We start from the raw sequence: 16,711 nt of genomic DNA on the forward strand, positions 1-16,711 counted from the left end.
AAGCCGCTTTGCTTAATAGCCGTCAGTGCTTATCGTTCAGCCTCATGTAAAAGAAGCCCACGCGCCCAATGGTTGATCATTCAATGCAATCCTCCGCTTCCCGTAGTCCTCGTCGCTGGCTGTTCGGCCTGCTTGTCCTGTTGGTCATCGCTGGCGTGTGCTGGAAATTCTGGCCCACCGGTGCTGCTAACAAGGAGGGTGCAGGGCAGAAAGCCGTGGCCGGTCATACCGGCAGGTCGGGAGGCATGCGCCCGGGTTTTGGCGGGGCTACCGGTCCAGTGCCTGTGCGCGTGGCGCCTGCGGTCAAGGGTGACTTCCCGCTGTACTACAAGGCGCTGGGCACCGTTACCGCATTGAACACCATCAACGTGCGCAGCCGTGTGGGCGGCGAGTTGACGAAGGTGGCGTTCGAGGAAGGGCAAATGGTCAAGGCTGGCGATTTACTGGCTGAAATCGACCCGCGTCCGTACCAGAATGCCTTGCTCCAGGCCGAAGGCACGTTGTTGCAGAACCAGGCACAACTGAAAAACGCCCAGGTCGATGTCGAGCGTTATCGCGGTCTGTTCAAGGAAGACAGTATCGCCAAGCAAACCCTGGACACTGCAGAAGCATTGGTCGGTCAGTACCTGGGCACGGTCAAGACCAATCAGGCGGCGGTCAACGACGCCAAGCTCAATCTCGAGTTCACCAGGATCCGCGCGCCGATTACCGGGCGTGTCGGTTTGCGTCAACTTGACGTCGGCAACCTGGTTGCCGCCAACGACACCACGGCGCTGGCGATCATCACCCAGACCCAACCGATCAGCGTCGCCTTCACCTTGCCGGAAAACAGCCTTGACGTGGTATTGGCCCGTTACCGCACCGGCGCCAAACTGCCCGCCGAAGCCTGGGATCGCAGCGACACCAAACTGCAGGCCACCGGCGTCTTGCAGAGCCTGGACAACCAGATCGACACCACCACCGGTACCCTTAAATTCAAGGCGCGCTACGAAAACCGCGATCAAACCCTGTTCCCTAATCAGTTCGTCAATGTCCACTTGCTCGCCGACACCCTCAAGGGAGTAGTGCTCGCACCGTCGGCGGCGATTCAGTTCGGCACCAACGGCACCTTCGCCTATGCGCTGGACGGCGACAAGAAGGTCACGATCCGTCAGTTGAAAGTCGGCGCCAGCGATGGCACGAACACGGTGATCACTGAAGGCCTGGCCCCCGGGGATCGTGTGGTACTGGAAGGCACCGACCGCTTGAAGGAAGGCAGCGAAGTCGAAGTGGTCAATAACCCCGACGACGTGCCGACGACCCCGACCGGGCACCTGCAAGGCAAGTCGGCGGCGGATGTGTCTGAGCCGGCCGCTGCCGACAAGGCGAAAAAGGGCGGCGCATGAACATCTCGCGGCTGTTCATCCTTCGTCCGGTCGCCACGACCCTGAGTATGCTGGCCATTGTGTTGGCCGGTTTGATCGCCTATCGGTTACTGCCGGTGTCGGCGCTGCCCCAGGTCGATTACCCGACGATCCGCGTGATGACGCTTTATCCCGGCGCCAGCCCGGACGTCATGACCAGTGCGGTCACTGCGCCACTGGAGCGTCAGTTCGGGCAAATGCCCGGCCTGACCCAGATGGCGTCGACCAGTTCGGGCGGCGCCTCGGTGCTGACCTTGCGGTTCAGTCTCGACATCAACATGGACGTCGCCGAACAACAGGTACAAGCCGCGATCAACGCCGCGACCAATTTGCTGCCCAAGGACCTGCCGGCACCGCCGGTGTACAACAAGGTCAACCCGGCGGACACTCCGGTGCTGACCTTGGCCATTACCTCCAAAACCATGTTGTTGCCCAAGCTCAATGACCTGGTCGACACGCGCATGGCGCAGAAAATCGCCCAGATCAGCGGGGTCGGCATGGTCAGCATTGCCGGCGGTCAGCGTCAGGCGGTGCGGATCAAGGTCAATCCCGAGGCCCTCGCGGCCAACGGTTTGAACCTGTCGGACGTGCGCACGCTGATCGGCGCTTCCAACGTCAACCAGCCCAAGGGCAACTTCGACGGCCCGACCCGGGTGTCGATGCTCGATGCCAACGATCAACTGACGTCACCCAAGGACTACGCCAACCTGATTCTGGCTTATGCCAACGGCGCGCCGTTGCGGCTCAAGGATGTGGCGGAAATCGTCGACGGCGCGGAAAACGAACGCCTGGCGGCATGGGCCAATGAAAACCAGGCCGTGCTGCTGAACATTCAGCGCCAGCCCGGTGCCAACGTGATCGAGGTGGTCGACCGGATCAAGGCGTTGCTCCCGAGCATCACCGACAACCTGCCGGCCGGCCTCGACGTTACGGTACTGACCGACCGCACCCAGACCATTCGAGCCTCGGTCAAAGACGTGCAACACGAGTTGCTGATCGCCATTGCCTTGGTGGTGATGGTCACTTTCCTGTTTCTGCGCCGTGCCAGTGCGACGATCATTCCATCGATTGCCGTGCCGTTGTCGTTGATCGGTACGTTCGGCGTGATGTACCTCGCCGGGTTCTCGGTGAATAACCTGACCCTGATGGCCCTGACCATCGCCACCGGTTTTGTGGTGGACGATGCGATCGTGATGCTGGAGAACATTTCCAGGTTTATCGAAGAAGGGGACAGCCCCCTGAATGCCGCGCTCAAGGGCGCGAAGCAGATCGGCTTCACCCTGATTTCCCTGACCCTGTCGTTGATCGCGGTGTTGATCCCGCTGCTGTTCATGGCCGATGTGGTAGGGCGCCTGTTCCGTGAGTTTGCGATCACGCTGGCGGTGGCGATCCTGATTTCGCTGGTGGTGTCCCTGACCCTGACGCCGATGATGTGCGCGCGGTTGCTCAAGCGTGAACCCAAGGAAGAAGAGCAGGGGCGTTTCTACCGGGCCAGCGGCGCGACAATCGACTGGATGATCGCGGCCTACGGGCGCAAATTGCAGTGGGTGCTCAAGCACCAGCCACTGACATTGCTGGTAGCCATTGGCACGCTGGCGTTGACCGTGTTCCTCTACATGGTCGTGCCCAAAGGCTTCTTCCCGGTGCAGGACACCGGGGTGATCCAGGGCATTTCCGAGGCGCCGCAGTCGATTTCCTTCGCGGCGATGAGCGAACGCCAACAGGAGCTGGCCAAGGTGATCCTCGCCGACCCGGCGGTGGAAAGCCTGTCGTCCTACATCGGCGTCGACGGTGACAACTCGACACTCAACAGTGGTCGTCTGCTGATCAACCTCAAGTCCCACGGCGACCGTGACCTCAGCGCAACCCAGGTGATTGCCCGCCTGCAACCGGAACTGGACAAGCTGGTCGGCATCCGCCTGTTCATGCAGCCGGTGCAGGACCTGACCATCGAAGACCGTGTCAGTCGCACGCAATACCAATTCAGCATGTCATCACCGGACTCGGAATTGCTCACCCTGTGGAGCGGCCGTCTGGTCGATGCATTGTCCCATCGGCCGGAACTGACCGACGTTGCCAGCGATTTGCAGGACAAGGGTTTGCAGGTTTATCTGGTGATCGACCGCGATGCCGCTTCACGGGTCGGGGTCTCGGTGTCAAACATTACCGATGCACTCTACGATGCCTTCGGTCAGCGACAGATTTCGACCATCTACACCCAGGCCAGCCAGTACCGCGTGGTCCTGCAATCGCAATCCGGGGAGAAGATCGGCCCGGATGCGCTGAACCAGATTCACGTGAAAACCACGGACGGCGGGCAGGTTCGCCTGTCGAGCCTGGCGCACATCGAAGAGCGCCAGGCGCAACTGGCTATCACCCACATCGGCCAGTTCCCGGCGGTGATGATGTCGTTCAACCTGGCGCCGGGTGTGGCGCTGGGGCATGCGGTCGAGATCATCGATCAGGTGCAGAAAGACATCGGCATGCCGATTGGCGTGCAGACCCAGTTCCAGGGCGCGGCCGAGGCATTCCAGGCGTCGTTATCGAGCACCTTGCTGCTGATTCTGGCGGCAGTGGTGACCATGTACATCGTGCTTGGCGTGCTGTACGAGAGCTACATCCACCCGATTACCATTCTTTCGACCTTGCCGTCTGCGGCGGTTGGCGCCTTGCTGGCGTTGATCCTGAGCGGCAATGACCTGGGGATGATCGCGATCATCGGCATCATTTTGCTGATCGGTATCGTGAAAAAGAACGCGATCATGATGATCGACTTCGCCCTCGACGCAGAGCGCAATCAGGGCATGGACCCGGAAACCGCGATCTATCAAGCCGCGTTGCTGCGCTTCCGGCCGATTCTGATGACCACGCTGGCAGCGTTGTTTGGTGCGGTGCCGCTGATGCTGGCCACCGGTTCCGGTGCGGAATTGCGTCAGCCGCTGGGTCTGGTGATGGTCGGTGGGTTGCTGGTGAGCCAGGTGCTGACCTTGTTCACCACGCCTGTCATCTACTTGTATTTCGACCGTCTCGGCCGCCGCTGGGGCCACAAGTCTGACGCCGTGGAAGCGGTAGAGCAGCCATGAACCTCTCCGGACCGTTCATCAAGCGCCCGGTCGCGACCATGTTGCTGAGCCTGGCGATCATGCTGCTGGGCGGCGTGAGCTTCGGCCTGTTGCCGGTATCGCCGTTGCCGCAGATGGATTTCCCGGTGATCGTGGTGCAGGCCAGCCTGCCCGGCGCGAGCCCCGAGGTCATGGCCTCGACCGTGGCCACGCCGCTGGAGCGATCCTTCGGCACCATCGCCGGGGTCAACACCATGAGCAGCCGTTCCAGTCAGGGCTCGACCCGGGTGATCCTGCAGTTTGACCTCGACCGCGACATCAATGGCGCGGCGCGGGAAGTGCAAGCGGCGATCAACGCCTCGCGCAACCTGCTACCGAGCGGGATGCGCAGCATGCCGACCTACAAGAAGGTCAACCCGTCCCAGGCGCCGATCATGGTGCTGTCGCTGACGTCGGATGTGCTGGAAAAGGGCCAACTCTACGATTTGGCCTCGACCATTCTGTCCCAGAGTCTGTCGCAGGTGCAGGGCGTGGGCGAAGTGCAGATCGGCGGCAGTTCGTTGCCGGCGGTGCGTATCGAGCTTGAGCCACAAGCCCTCAACCAGTACGGCGTGGCCCTGGACGATGTGCGCAACACCATCGCCAACGCCAACGTGCGCCGGCCCAAGGGCTCGGTCGAAGACGGCGAGCGGTTGTGGCAGGTCCAGGCCAACGATCAACTGGAAAAAGCCAAGGATTACGAGTCGCTGATCATCCACTACAACGGCGGCGCAGCCCTGCGCCTCAAGGACGTGGCGAAGGTCAGCGACGGCGTCGAGGACCGCTACAACAGCGGCTTCTTCAACGACGATGCGGCGGTACTGCTGGTGATTAACCGCCAGGCCGGTGCCAACATCATCGAGACGGTCAAAGAAATCAAGGCGCAGCTGCCGGCATTGCAGGCGGTGCTGCCGGCCAGCGTCAAGCTGAACCTGGCGATGGACCGCTCCCCGGTGATCAAGGCGACCCTGCACGAAGCCGAAATGACCCTGTTGATCGCCGTGACGCTGGTGATTCTGGTGGTGTTCCTGTTCCTCGGTAATTTTCGTGCGTCGCTGATCCCGACGCTGGCGGTGCCGGTGTCGCTGGTCGGCACCTTCGCGGTGATGTACCTCTACGGATTCTCGCTGAACAACCTGTCGCTGATGGCGCTGATCCTCGCCACCGGGCTGGTGGTCGACGATGCCATCGTGGTGCTGGAGAACATCTCCCGGCACATCGACGAAGGCGTGCCGCCGATGAAGGCTGCGTACCTCGGTGCTCAGGAAGTCGGGTTTACCTTGCTGTCGATGAACGTCTCGCTGGTGGCGGTGTTCCTGTCGATCCTGTTCATGGGCGGGATCATCGAAAGTCTGTTCCGCGAGTTCTCCATCACCCTGGCCGCGTCGATCGTGGTGTCGCTGGTGGTCTCGCTGACCCTGACCCCGATGCTCTGTGCCCGTTGGCTGAAGCCGCACACGCCGGGTCAGGAAAACCGTTTGCAGCGCTGGAGCCAGCGCGCCAACGAATGGATGGTCGGTAAATACGCGACCAGCCTTGATTGGGTACTGCGTCACCGTCGACTGACCTTGCTCAGCCTGTTCGTGACGATTGGCGTGAACGTTGCGCTGTATGTGGTTGTTCCCAAAACATTTCTGCCGCAACAGGATACCGGTCAACTGATTGGTTTCGTGCGCGGCGACGACGGCCTGTCGTTCAATGTGATGCAACCGAAGATGGAAACCTTCCGCCGTGCCGTGCTCAAGGACGACGCGGTGGAAAGCGTCGCGGGCTTCATCGGCGGCACGAACGGCACCAACAATGCCGTCATGATCGTGCGACTCAAACCGATCAAGGAACGCAGCATTTCGGCGCAGAAAGTTATCGAACGCCTGCGCAAGGAAATGCCCAAGGTTCCCGGCGCACAGCTGATGTTGATGGCGGACCAGGACTTGCAATTTGGCGGTGGCCGCGAACAGACCTCGTCGCAGTACTCCTACATCCTGCAAAGCGGTGATCTGGGGGCATTGCGCGAGTGGTACCCGAAAGTCGTCGCCGCACTCAAGGCGTTGCCGGAGTTGACGGCGATCGACGCTCGCGAAGGTCGCGGTGCGCGGCAGGTCACGCTGATTGTCGATCGCGATCAGGCCAAGCGCCTGGGTGTCGACATGAGCATGGTCACGGCCGTACTGAACAACGCCTACAGCCAGCGGCAGATTTCGACGATTTACGACAGTCTCAACCAGTATCAGGTGGTGATGGAAGTCGACCCGAAATACGCCCAGGACCCGGTGACGCTCAAGCAAGTGCAGGTGATCACCGCCGATGGCGCGCGGATTCCGTTGTCGACCATCGCCCACTACGAAAACAGCCTGGAAGACGATCGGGTCAGCCATGAAGGCCAGTTTGCCTCCGAAAGCCTGTCATTTGACATGGCCGAAGGCGTGACGGTGGAGCAGGGCACCGCTGCCATCGAGCGGGCGATTGCCAAGGTCGGTTTGCCTGAAGACGTGATCGCGAAAATGGCCGGCACCGCCGATGCGTTCGCCGCCACCCAAAAGAGCCAGCCGTGGATGATTCTCGGCGCGTTGGTGGCGGTTTATCTGGTGTTGGGTGTGCTGTATGAAAGCTACATCCATCCGCTGACCATTCTGTCGACCTTGCCGTCGGCCGGGGTCGGCGCGTTGCTCTCGATCTATGCGTTGGGCGGCGAGTTCAGCCTGATCTCGTTGCTGGGGCTGTTTTTGCTGATCGGGGTGGTGAAGAAAAACGCGATTCTGATGATCGACCTCGCGCTGCAACTCGAACGCCATCAAGGCCTGGCGCCGTTGGAGTCGATTCGCAGTGCCTGTCTGCAACGTTTGCGTCCGATCCTGATGACCACGCTGGCGGCGATCCTCGGTGCCGTGCCGCTGCTGCTGAGCCGGGCCGAAGGTGCGGAAATGCGCCAGCCACTGGGCCTGACCATCATCGGCGGACTGATCTTCAGCCAGGTGTTGACCCTTTACACCACCCCGGTGGTTTACCTCTATCTCGACAAACTGCGCCATCGCTTCAATAAATGGCGTGGGGTGCGTACCGATGCTGCTCTGGAAACTCCGCTATGACTGACCGTTCGCTTATCAATCTGGCCGTCCCGCTGGCCGCTGCCCGAGGCTCGCGTCTGCTGAGCCTGGCGTTGTGCGTGGCGATGCTCAGCGCTTGTGCTGTCGGCCCGGACTATCAGCGCCCGCAGGCGGCTGCGCCGGTGCAATACAAGGAAGCGGCAGGCTGGCGTCAGGCCAGTCCGAGCGACTCCCTGGCCCGCGGTGCCTGGTGGGAGTTGTATGGCGATCAGCAACTCAACGGTCTGATCGAGCAACTCAACCGCTCCAACCAGACGGTGGCCCAGTCCGAGGCCCAATACCGTCAGGCCCAGGCCTTGGTGCGCAGTGCGCGCGGGGCGTTTTTTCCGACAGTGGATTTGACCGTCGGCAAAAACCGCTCCAGCCAGGGCACAGGCAGCAGTAATTCGAGCCTGACCAGTTCCTCCAGCGGTATTCGTGACACCTACACGGCCCAGGCCGGAGTCAGTTGGGAAGCGGACGTGTGGGGCAAACTGCGCCGAGGCCTGGAAGCCGATACCGCCAATGCCCAGGCAAGCTTTGCCGATCTGGCCGCGATGCGCCTGAGTCAGCAGTCCGAGCTGGTGCAAAACTACCTGCAATTGCGGGTGATCGACGAACAGAAGCGCTTGCTGGAAGCCACGGTGGAGGCCTATCAGCGTTCGCTGACCATGACTGAAAACCAATACCGCGCCGGCGTTTCCGGCCGGGACGCGGTGGCGCAGGCGCAGACCCAACTCAAAAGCACCCAGGCCGACATGGTTGACCTGATCTGGCAGCGTGCCCAGTTCGAGAACGCCATTGCCGTGTTGATCGGGCTGCCTCCCGCCGAGTTCAGCCTGGCGGAAACCACCACCATCCCGACCTTGCCAGAGGTGCCGGTGGGTCTGCCTTCGCAATTGCTGGAACGCCGTCCGGACATTGCTTCTGCCGAGCGCTCGGTGATGGCCGCCAACGCCAATATCGGCGTGGCCAAGGCCGCGTATTACCCGGATTTCACCTTGAGCCTGAACGGCGGTTATAGCAGCAGCACCTATTCCAACTGGATCAGCGTGCCCAACCGTTTCTGGTCGGTCGGGCCGCAACTGGCGATGACCTTGTTTGACGGTGGCCAGCGCTCGGCAGAAGTCGATCGCAGTGAAGCGGCGTATGACGAGACCGTGGCCAAGTACCGCCAGACCGTGCTCGACGGTTTCCGCGAAGTGGAAAACTACCTGGTGCAGCTCAAGGTGCTGGAGCAGGAAGCCGGCGTGCGCCAGGAGGCACTGGAGGCCGCGCGTATCTCGTTGCGCCTGACCCAGAATCAGTACAAGGCCGGTTTGATTGCTTATCTGGATGTGGTGGTGGTTCAGGCCACGGCGTTGAACAACGAACGCAGCGTGCTGGATCTGTTGCAGAGCCGGTTGATTGCCAGTGTGCAATTGATCGCCGCGCTGGGCGGCGGTTGGGACGGCGCGTTGCAGGTCAGCGAAAACAAATAACACCATCCTTTGTGGCGAGGGGGCCTGTCGGAACGCCGCACCGCCCCGTTGGGCTGCGAAGCGGCCCCCAAGATTCTTCAATTCAATCGAGCCGGCAGTATTTACGAGTGCTTCGCGCCCGAACGGGGGCAAGCCCCCTCGCCACAGTTGTTTGTCGTTTGGGGAGGTTGCACAGGCTTCTTTCCTGACATCAAACAAGCGTTTCATCGGGTTGATGGCCAATTGCTTATTTTGTCAGTGCGTTCTTTGCCGCAATCAGTACAATCGCCCGCATTTGCCCCCCGAGTAAGAACGCTCTACGGCGGGCGCTCGCGAGAAGTCCCATGCTGATCGGTAGCTATTCACCCACCCTGGTTATCATTTCGCTCTGTGTGGCGATTCTCGCGTCCTATACCGCGCTCGACCTGACCGGACGGATCGCCACGGCCAAAGGCCGGGCCGTGCATTTCTGGACGGCGGGCGGTGCCTTTGCCATGGGCATTGGCGTGTGGTCGATGCACTTCATCGGCATGCTCGCGTTCAATTTGCCGATTGACCTGGGCTACGACCTCACGATCACCTTCCTGTCGCTGCTGACCGCCATCCTCTCTTGCGGCTTTGCCCTGTGGCTTGTCAGTCAGCCGAAGTTGCCGGCCTGGCAACTGGCGTTTGGCGCGCTGGTGATGGGCGCCGGGATCAGTGCGATGCACTACACCGGCATGGCCGCCATGCGCATGCAACCGGGCATCGATTACGATCCGACGCTGTTTGGCACCTCGCTGCTGATCGCCGTTGGTGCTTCGGGCGCAGCCCTCTGGATCGCCTTCCGTCTGCGCCAGCACACGCCGTATGTCGGGCTGATTCGCGGTGGTGCGGCGGTGATCATGGGCATCGCCATTGTCGGCATGCACTACACCGGCATGGCGGCAGCGCGTTTCCCGGACGGCAGTTTCTGTGGGGCGGCCGTCAGCGGCTTGAATGGCAAGGGCCTGGATAATCTGGTGCTGATCACCACGCTGGCGGTGCTGAGCATCGCCTTGCTGACATCGGTGCTGGATGCACGTCTGGAAGCGCGGACTGCGGACCTCGCTCGCTCACTGACCGAGGCCAACCGCGAACTGACGCAACTGGCCTTGCACGACCCCCTGACCGGTTTGCCCAATCGCGTATTGCTGGCCGATCGCATCGAACAGGCGATGTCCAAGGTCAAGGAGCAGGGCGGCTGTTTTGCGCTGATGTTCATCGATCTGGACGGTTTCAAACCGGTCAATGACGCCTTTGGCCACCACATGGGCGATCAGTTGTTGCGCGAAGTCGGCCTGCGGCTACGTGAAGATTTGCGCAGTCAGGACACATTGGCGCGTATCGGTGGTGATGAATTTGTGCTGCTGGTGCGGCTTGCCGAGCCGGATGATGCGTTGAGCCTGGCGGCGCGCCAGGTCGGTTTGATTGCTCGCTCGTTCCGGGTGGCTGAGCATGACTTGCAGATTTCCGCCAGCGTCGGCATCGCGCTGTACCCAGGCAATGGACAGACCGCCCAAGACCTCCTGATGAACGCTGACGCCGCGATGTATCACGCCAAGGGTGCCGGCAAAAACGGCTACAGCTTCTTCGACGCCTCGATGAACAGCAACGCGCGCAAGCAGTTGCAACTGCTCCAGGACCTGCGCACTGCGCTTGAACAGAAACAGTTCAGCCTCTATTACCAGCCCAAGTTCGACGCGATCAATGGCCGGCCGGTGGGCGCCGAAGCGCTGCTGCGGTGGGAGCATCCGACGCGTGGCATGATTCTGCCGGACACGTTTATCGACCTGGCGGAAAAAACCGGGCTGATCATTCCGATCGGCGAATGGGTGCTCAACGAAGCCTGCCGCCAGATGCGCGAATGGTATGTGCAGGGCTATACCGACTGGCGGATCGCGGTGAACCTCTCGGCGTTGCAGTTCTGCCATGCCGGGCTGGTTCAAAGCGTGGCCAAGGCCCTGAGCGCCCATCAGCTGCCGGCCAATAGCCTGACCCTGGAAATCACCGAAACCACCGCCATGAGCGATGCCGATGCGAGCATGACGGTGTTGCAGGAACTCTCGGCCATGGGCGTCGACCTGTCCATCGATGACTTCGGGACGGGCTATTCGAGCCTGATGTACCTCAAGCGCCTTCCGGCCAACGAGTTGAAGATCGACCGCGGTTTCGTCCGCGACCTGGAACACGACAGCGACGACGCCGCCATTGTCTCGGCGATCGTCGCACTCGGTCAGGCGCTGGGCTTGCGAATCGTTGCTGAAGGGGTCGAAACCGGCGTGCAGCAAGACTTCCTGACCAAGCTGGGGTGTGATTCGTTGCAGGGTTATCTGCTGGGACACCCGTTGCCGGCGGACCGCTTCATGGTCGACATCCTGCGCGCAGAGCAATTGATCACGGCTTGAAATGTTCACGGGTGTGGAATCGGTAGTCGTATCTGTTGACGTGAGCCCATGCAAAAGCCGGCAATGGCGGTTATTCTTGACCCCGACTGCTTACGTTGGATTGGGGGAACGCTTACATGGACAAAGTCATCGTCATCACCGGGGGCGGTCGCGGCATTGGTGCCGCCACCGCTTTGCTGGCCGCCGAACAGGGCTATCGGATCTGTATCAACTACCAGTCTGACGAGTCCGCCGCGCAAAGTGTGCTGGAGCAAGTCCGCGCACTGGGCGCCCAAGCCATTGCGGTGCGCGCCGATGTCAGCATCGAAGATGAAGTGATCGCCATGTTCCGCCGCGTGGACACCGAACTGGGCCGGGTCACGGCCTTGGTGAACAACGCCGGTACCGTCGGGCACAAGTCTCGGGTCGACGAAATGTCCGAGTTCCGCATTCTCAAAATTCTCAAGACCAACGTCCTGGCGCCGATCCTCTGCGCCAAGCACGCGATTTTGCGCATGTCGCCCAAACACGGCGGGCAGGGTGGCAGCATCGTCAACGTATCGTCGGTGGCCTCGCGTTTGGGCTCGCCCAACGAGTACGTGGATTACGCCGCCTCAAAAGGTGCGCTGGACAGCTTCACCATTGGTTTGTCCAAGGAAGTGGCGGGTGAGGGCATTCGCGTCAACGCCGTGCGGCCGGGGTTCATCTTCACCGACTTCCATGCGCTGAGCGGCGATCCGGACCGGGTCAGCAAACTTGAGTCTGCGATTCCGATGGCTCGCGGTGGCAGGCCGGATGAAGTGGCGGAGGCGATTGTGTGGTTGCTTTCCGACAAGGCTTCTTATGCGACCGGGACTTTTGTTGATCTTGGCGGTGGCCGTTAATCCCTGAGATTTGTATTGATTGCACTGGCCTCTTCGCGAGCAAGCCCGCTCCCACATTTGATTTGTGAACGACACAAAATTAATGTGGGAGCGGGCTTGCTCGCGAAGGCATAAGTCGAAACGCCACAATATTTTCAGAACGACCGCACAATCCGCCCCAACGTCTCCATCGCCTTCTCCGAGTCCTCGGTCCATGGGCTGCCATAATTCAGCCGAATGCAATTGCGAAACCGTTGCGTCGGCGAAAAGATCGGCCCCGGCGCGATGCTGATGCCTTGCGCCAACGCCATCTGGAACAACTTCAAAGAATCCATCTGCGGCGGCAGTTCCAGCCACAGAAAGTAGCCGCCGGCCGGCTGGCTGACCCGCGTCTGTGCCGGGAAGTAGCGGGCGATGGCGGCGAGCATGGCGCTTTGCTGTTCTTCCAGCGCATAACGCAATTTACGCAAATGCCGGTCGTAACCGCCGTGTTGCAGGTAATCGGCGATGGCCGCCTGAGCCGGCATCGAGGCGCAGAGTGAGGTCATAAGTTTCAATCTTTCGATTTTCTGCGCATAACGCCCGGCCGCGACCCAACCGATGCGGTAGCCGGGGGCCAGGCTTTTGGCGAACGAGCCGCAGTGCATCACCAACCCTTCGGTATCAAACGCCTTGGCCGGTTTCGGCGCCTGTTGCCCGTAATACAGCTCGGCGTAGACGTCGTCTTCGATCAGCGGCACCTGATGGCGGCGCAGCAATTCCACCAATTCCTGCTTTTTCGCCTCGGGCATGGTCGCGCCCATCGGGTTCTGGAAACTGGTCATGCACCAGCAAACCTTGATTGGATGACGCTCCAGCGTCTGCGCCAGTACCCCAAGGTCGATGCCGTCCCGCGGATGCACCGGGATTTCCACGGCCTTGAGTTTCAGCCGTTCGAGTATTTGCAGGCAGGCGTAGAACGCGGGCGCTTCAATGGCTACAAGGTCGCCGGGTTCCGTGACCGCTTGCAGGCACAGGTTCAAGGCTTCGAGGGCGCCGTTGGTGATCAGCAGCTCTTCCATCGGCAGCATCAGCCCGCCGACCATGTAGCGCAGGGCAATTTGCCGACGCAATTGCGGGTTGCCCGGCGACATGTCGGTGACGACCATGCGCGGGTCCATCTCCCGGGAGGCGCTGGCCAGCGAGCGCGACAGGCGCTGCAACGGGAACAGGGTCGGGCTGGGGAAGGCTGAGCCGAACGGAACGGTGTTTGGGTCCTTGATCGAGTCGAGCACCGAGAACACCAGTTCGCTGACGTCGACTTCGGTGGATTCGTTGACCTGGCTGCTGATCACCGGCTCCGAAAACGGGCTCGGTGCGTGGACGTTGACGAAGTAGCCGGAACGCGGCCGGGCGCGGATCAGGCCACGGCGTTCGAGCAGGTAGTAAGCCTGGAATACCGTGGACGGGCTCACCCCGTAGGTCTGGCTGGCGTAGCGCACCGACGGCACGCGCTGGCCGGGGCCGAGGACGCCGGAGCGGATCAGTTCAGCGATGTCGTCGGCGAATTTTTCGTAGCGTTTCATCAGCATCCCGCAATCGAATGAGTTCAATCAGCTGTTGTGGCGAGGGAGCTTGCTCCCGCTGGGGTGCGCAGCGCCCCCAAAATTTTACGACTGCTGCGCAGCCGAGCGGGGGCAAGCCCCCTCGCCACAACAGCTCCCTCGCCACAGGGCACCGCAGTCTAAGGGATCAACGGTTCATCGGCGCAACAAACCGGCTCTTGGCTTCGCTATAAATGCCCGGCTCATCGCTGTCTTCAATCTTGAAGATGATCGCCTGCGAGCTGCTGCTCGGCCGTTCGGTAGTCATCGCCACCGACACCGGCACATCGACAATCTCGCCGGGCGCCAGGCTCAGTTGCGTCTTGCCTTGCAACTGGAAGCCATCGCCCTCCACCAGACTCAAACGATAGTCCTGGCGCAGCTGGGTTTTATTGATGACCTTGAGGCTGTAGATGTTTTCGATCTGCCCCTGACTGTTTTCACGGAACAGCCCACGGTCCTTGCTCACGTCCAGCGACACCATCGGCCGTTCCACCAGCGCAAGGGCGAGGGCGCCGATCATCACCAACAGCACCGCCGTGTAACCGATCAGACGTGGCCGCAGCAGGTGCGTCTTGCCCCCCTGCAATTCATGCTCCGAGGTGTAGCTGATCAGCCCACGGGCATAACCCATTTTGTCCATGATCGAGTCGCAGGCGTCGATGCACGCGGCACACCCGATGCACTCCATCTGCAAGCCATCACGGATGTCGATACCGGTCGGGCAAACCTGCACGCACAGCTGACAGTCGATGCAATCACCCAGGCCAGCCTCGGCCGGTTTCACTTCACGCTTGCGCGGGCCACGGTTTTCGCCACGGGCAGCGTCATAGGAAATGGTCAGGGTGTCTTTGTCGAACATCACGCTCTGGAACCGCGCATACGGGCACATGTGCATGCACACCGCTTCGCGCAGCCAGCCGGCGTTGATGTACGTGGCGCCGGTGAAGAACAGCACCCAGAACAGGCTGACACCGCCCATGTGCCAGGTCAGCAGTTCTTCGGCCAGCGGCCGGATCGGGGTGAAATAGCCGACGAAGGTCAGCCCGGTGAGCAAGCTGATCGCCAGCCAAAGCGTGTGCTTGGCGGAGCGGCGCAGCAGTTTGTTCAAGCCCCACGGCGCAGCTTGCAGCTTGATGCGCTGGTTGCGCTCGCCTTCGGTGATTTTCTCGCACCACATGAAGATCCAGGTCCAGGAGCTCTGCGGGCAGGTGTAACCGCACCAGACCCGACCGGCGAACACGGTGATCGCAAACAGGCCGAACGCAGCGATGATCAACAGCGCCGAGAGCAGGATGAAATCCTGCGGCCAGAAGGTCGCGCCAAAAATGTGGAATTTGCTTTCGGAAAGGTCCCAGAGCACCGCCTGGCGGTCGCCCCAGTTCAGCCACACCGTGCCGAAGAACAGCAGAAACAGAAATCCCGCACCGCTCAAGCGCAAAGTGCGGAACAGACCGGTGAAGCTGCGGGTGTGGATCAGGTTGTCGCTGGACTTGGCCTTCATCTTTGGACGCGAAGGCTCAAACGTCTGTACCGCAGGGGTGCTTTCAACTAATCGGACGGGGATTCTATCGCTCATGGTCTGTCGCTCATCAGCCTCCATCAGGCCAGCGCACTATGAGCGTCGATCTGTTTGCATAACAGACTCAGGTATTGCAATAAAAAGCGGATCAGATGAGCGCCGATCCGCCTTGTGCGACAAGTTGAAGCACCTGTCCTGGCAGGACGCAGGCGCCTATCCCAAGCCTGCGCCGGGGTTGTTGATCGGCGTCAGTCAAATCACCGAATCACTGTCCGCGGCCTTCAAATGCCGACGACCATCTACCGCGCCTGCTACGGTCAATGCATCGGCTTCTGCTTCAGTGATGTAGATATGCTGGCCGTTGATATCCACCGCTGACATGGCTTTTTCCGAGTCGGTGATAATCGTGACGTCGGGACACAGGCGAATTTCTTCGCCGTTCTCAGTGATGAAAAAGCAGGTCTGGTTTTCGATGCGCACAGTCATGGTGGTGTCCTTTTTTCTGCGGGTTCTTAAAACTTAGGGCGCATTTGCCGGCCATCGTTCGGTGCAACCGATTAATGGTCGGCGCGGTCCATCTTCTAACAACCCGCACAAGGACCACAGCATGAACGCCTGGTGGCATGAAGTTTGGGTGACGCTGCAAGCGGAGTTCGCCGACATCGCTGACGCATCGCAATTGACGCGCATTACCGTGCGCCTGCTGATAGCGGCGGTGCTGGGCGGGATTCTCGGTTTCGAGCGCGAGCACAAGGGCAAGGCCGCCGGGGTGCGCACCCACATGCTGGTGGCGCTGGGAGCGGCGCTGTTTGTGTTGGTGCCGCAAATGTCCGGGGCTCAGGCCGATGCGATGAGCCGGGTGGTGCAGGGCGTCATCGCCGGGATCGGGTTTCTCGGTGCCGGGACTATCCTGAAAAACACCGAGGGCGATGAAGCCCAAGTCAAAGGCCTGACCACCGCCGCCGGGTTGTGGATGACCGCCGCCATTGGCGTGTCGGCCGGGCTGGGGCGCGAGGCGACGGCGGTGTTCAGTACGTTTTTGGCGTTGGCGATTTTCAGCGTGATGCCAAGGATCGTGCGTCTGATCGACAAGGACCGCACCCCGTAAATTGTCATGATCAGGGCTGCACAATCACCGGCGGCATCGTGCTCGGCGGTTCTTCCCGAGGTGGCGGTTGAGTGCCTGGCGGGTCTTGCTCGGGCACAGGATCTGGCTCGGTGGGTGGAATGACCGGGCTGTCGATGTTCGGATCGGGTGTTTCGGCAGGGATTGGGATACTCATTGTTCAAA

At 61.0% G+C, this 16,711-nt stretch carries 11 protein-coding genes; 7 read left to right on the forward strand and 4 right to left on the reverse strand.

Going from position 1 to position 16,711, the window contains the following annotated elements:
• The first annotated feature begins 68 nt into the window (after nt 1–68).
• The 6 genes from BK660_RS28845 (at nt 69) to BK660_RS28870 (ending at nt 12,336) form a co-directional block, all read left to right on the forward strand.
• On the forward strand, nt 69–1,385 hold the full coding sequence (locus tag BK660_RS28845; RefSeq protein ID WP_123436224.1) for an MdtA/MuxA family multidrug efflux RND transporter periplasmic adaptor subunit: 1,317 nt from the start codon (nt 69–71) through the stop codon (nt 1,383–1,385).
• Nucleotides 1,382–4,486 (forward strand): MdtB/MuxB family multidrug efflux RND transporter permease subunit, encoded by a 3,105-nt coding sequence (locus BK660_RS28850; protein WP_123436225.1) that lies wholly within the window; start codon nt 1,382–1,384, stop codon nt 4,484–4,486. The genes BK660_RS28845 and BK660_RS28850 overlap by 4 nt, the downstream gene beginning before the upstream one ends.
• Nucleotides 4,483–7,590, forward strand: a complete 3,108-nt coding sequence (locus tag BK660_RS28855) for an efflux RND transporter permease subunit (protein WP_123436226.1) — start codon at nt 4,483–4,485, stop codon at nt 7,588–7,590. The genes BK660_RS28850 and BK660_RS28855 overlap by 4 nt, the downstream gene beginning before the upstream one ends.
• The gene (locus BK660_RS28860; RefSeq protein ID WP_123436227.1) at nt 7,587–9,068 is read left to right on the forward strand and encodes an efflux transporter outer membrane subunit; all 1,482 of its coding nucleotides are present in this window, start codon (nt 7,587–7,589) and stop codon (nt 9,066–9,068) included. Before BK660_RS28855 ends, BK660_RS28860 begins: the two co-directional genes overlap by 4 nt.
• A 323-nt stretch (nt 9,069–9,391) precedes the next feature.
• Nucleotides 9,392–11,473, forward strand: a complete 2,082-nt coding sequence (locus BK660_RS28865; RefSeq protein WP_123436228.1) for a putative bifunctional diguanylate cyclase/phosphodiesterase — start codon at nt 9,392–9,394, stop codon at nt 11,471–11,473.
• Nucleotides 11,474–11,589: 116 nt separating this feature from the next.
• A complete protein-coding gene (locus BK660_RS28870) occupies nt 11,590–12,336 on the forward strand; it encodes an SDR family oxidoreductase (protein WP_123436229.1) in 747 nt (248 codons plus the stop codon).
• Between the two features lie 134 nt (nt 12,337–12,470).
• On the opposite strand, the gene mapR is transcribed toward BK660_RS28870, so the two are convergent.
• The 3 genes from mapR to BK660_RS28885 all read right to left on the reverse strand — a co-directional run bounded on the left by mapR (nt 12,471) and on the right by BK660_RS28885 (nt 15,906).
• Nucleotides 12,471–13,880, reverse strand: coding sequence for a GntR family transcriptional regulator MpaR (gene mapR / locus BK660_RS28875; RefSeq protein WP_123436271.1), 1,410 nt, complete (start codon nt 13,878–13,880; stop codon nt 12,471–12,473).
• A gap of 166 nt (nt 13,881–14,046) precedes the next feature.
• Nucleotides 14,047–15,477: a cytochrome c oxidase accessory protein CcoG gene (gene ccoG / locus BK660_RS28880; RefSeq protein WP_123436230.1), complete on the reverse strand. Its 1,431-nt coding sequence runs from the start codon at nt 15,475–15,477 to the stop codon at nt 14,047–14,049.
• Nucleotides 15,478–15,672: 195 nt separating this feature from the next.
• Nucleotides 15,673–15,906 (reverse strand): DUF3203 family protein, encoded by a 234-nt coding sequence (locus BK660_RS28885; RefSeq protein ID WP_123436231.1) that lies wholly within the window; start codon nt 15,904–15,906, stop codon nt 15,673–15,675.
• 121 nt (nt 15,907–16,027) lie between these two features.
• Here BK660_RS28885 and BK660_RS28890 point away from each other — a divergent pair, with 121 nt between their 5' ends.
• Nucleotides 16,028–16,528, forward strand: coding sequence for an MgtC/SapB family protein (locus BK660_RS28890; RefSeq protein WP_123436232.1), 501 nt, complete (start codon nt 16,028–16,030; stop codon nt 16,526–16,528).
• Between the two features lie 10 nt (nt 16,529–16,538).
• Here the strand turns inward: BK660_RS28890 and BK660_RS32700 are convergent, their stop codons facing one another.
• Nucleotides 16,539–16,703 carry a hypothetical protein gene (locus BK660_RS32700; protein ID WP_170219186.1) on the reverse strand — a complete coding sequence of 55 codons (165 nt, stop codon included), beginning with the start codon at nt 16,701–16,703 and terminating at the stop codon, nt 16,539–16,541.
• Nucleotides 16,704–16,711 lie beyond the last annotated feature (8 nt).

The organism is Pseudomonas brassicacearum, assembly GCF_003732265.1.
In the GTDB taxonomy this organism is placed as follows: domain Bacteria; phylum Pseudomonadota; class Gammaproteobacteria; order Pseudomonadales; family Pseudomonadaceae; genus Aquipseudomonas; species Aquipseudomonas brassicacearum_D.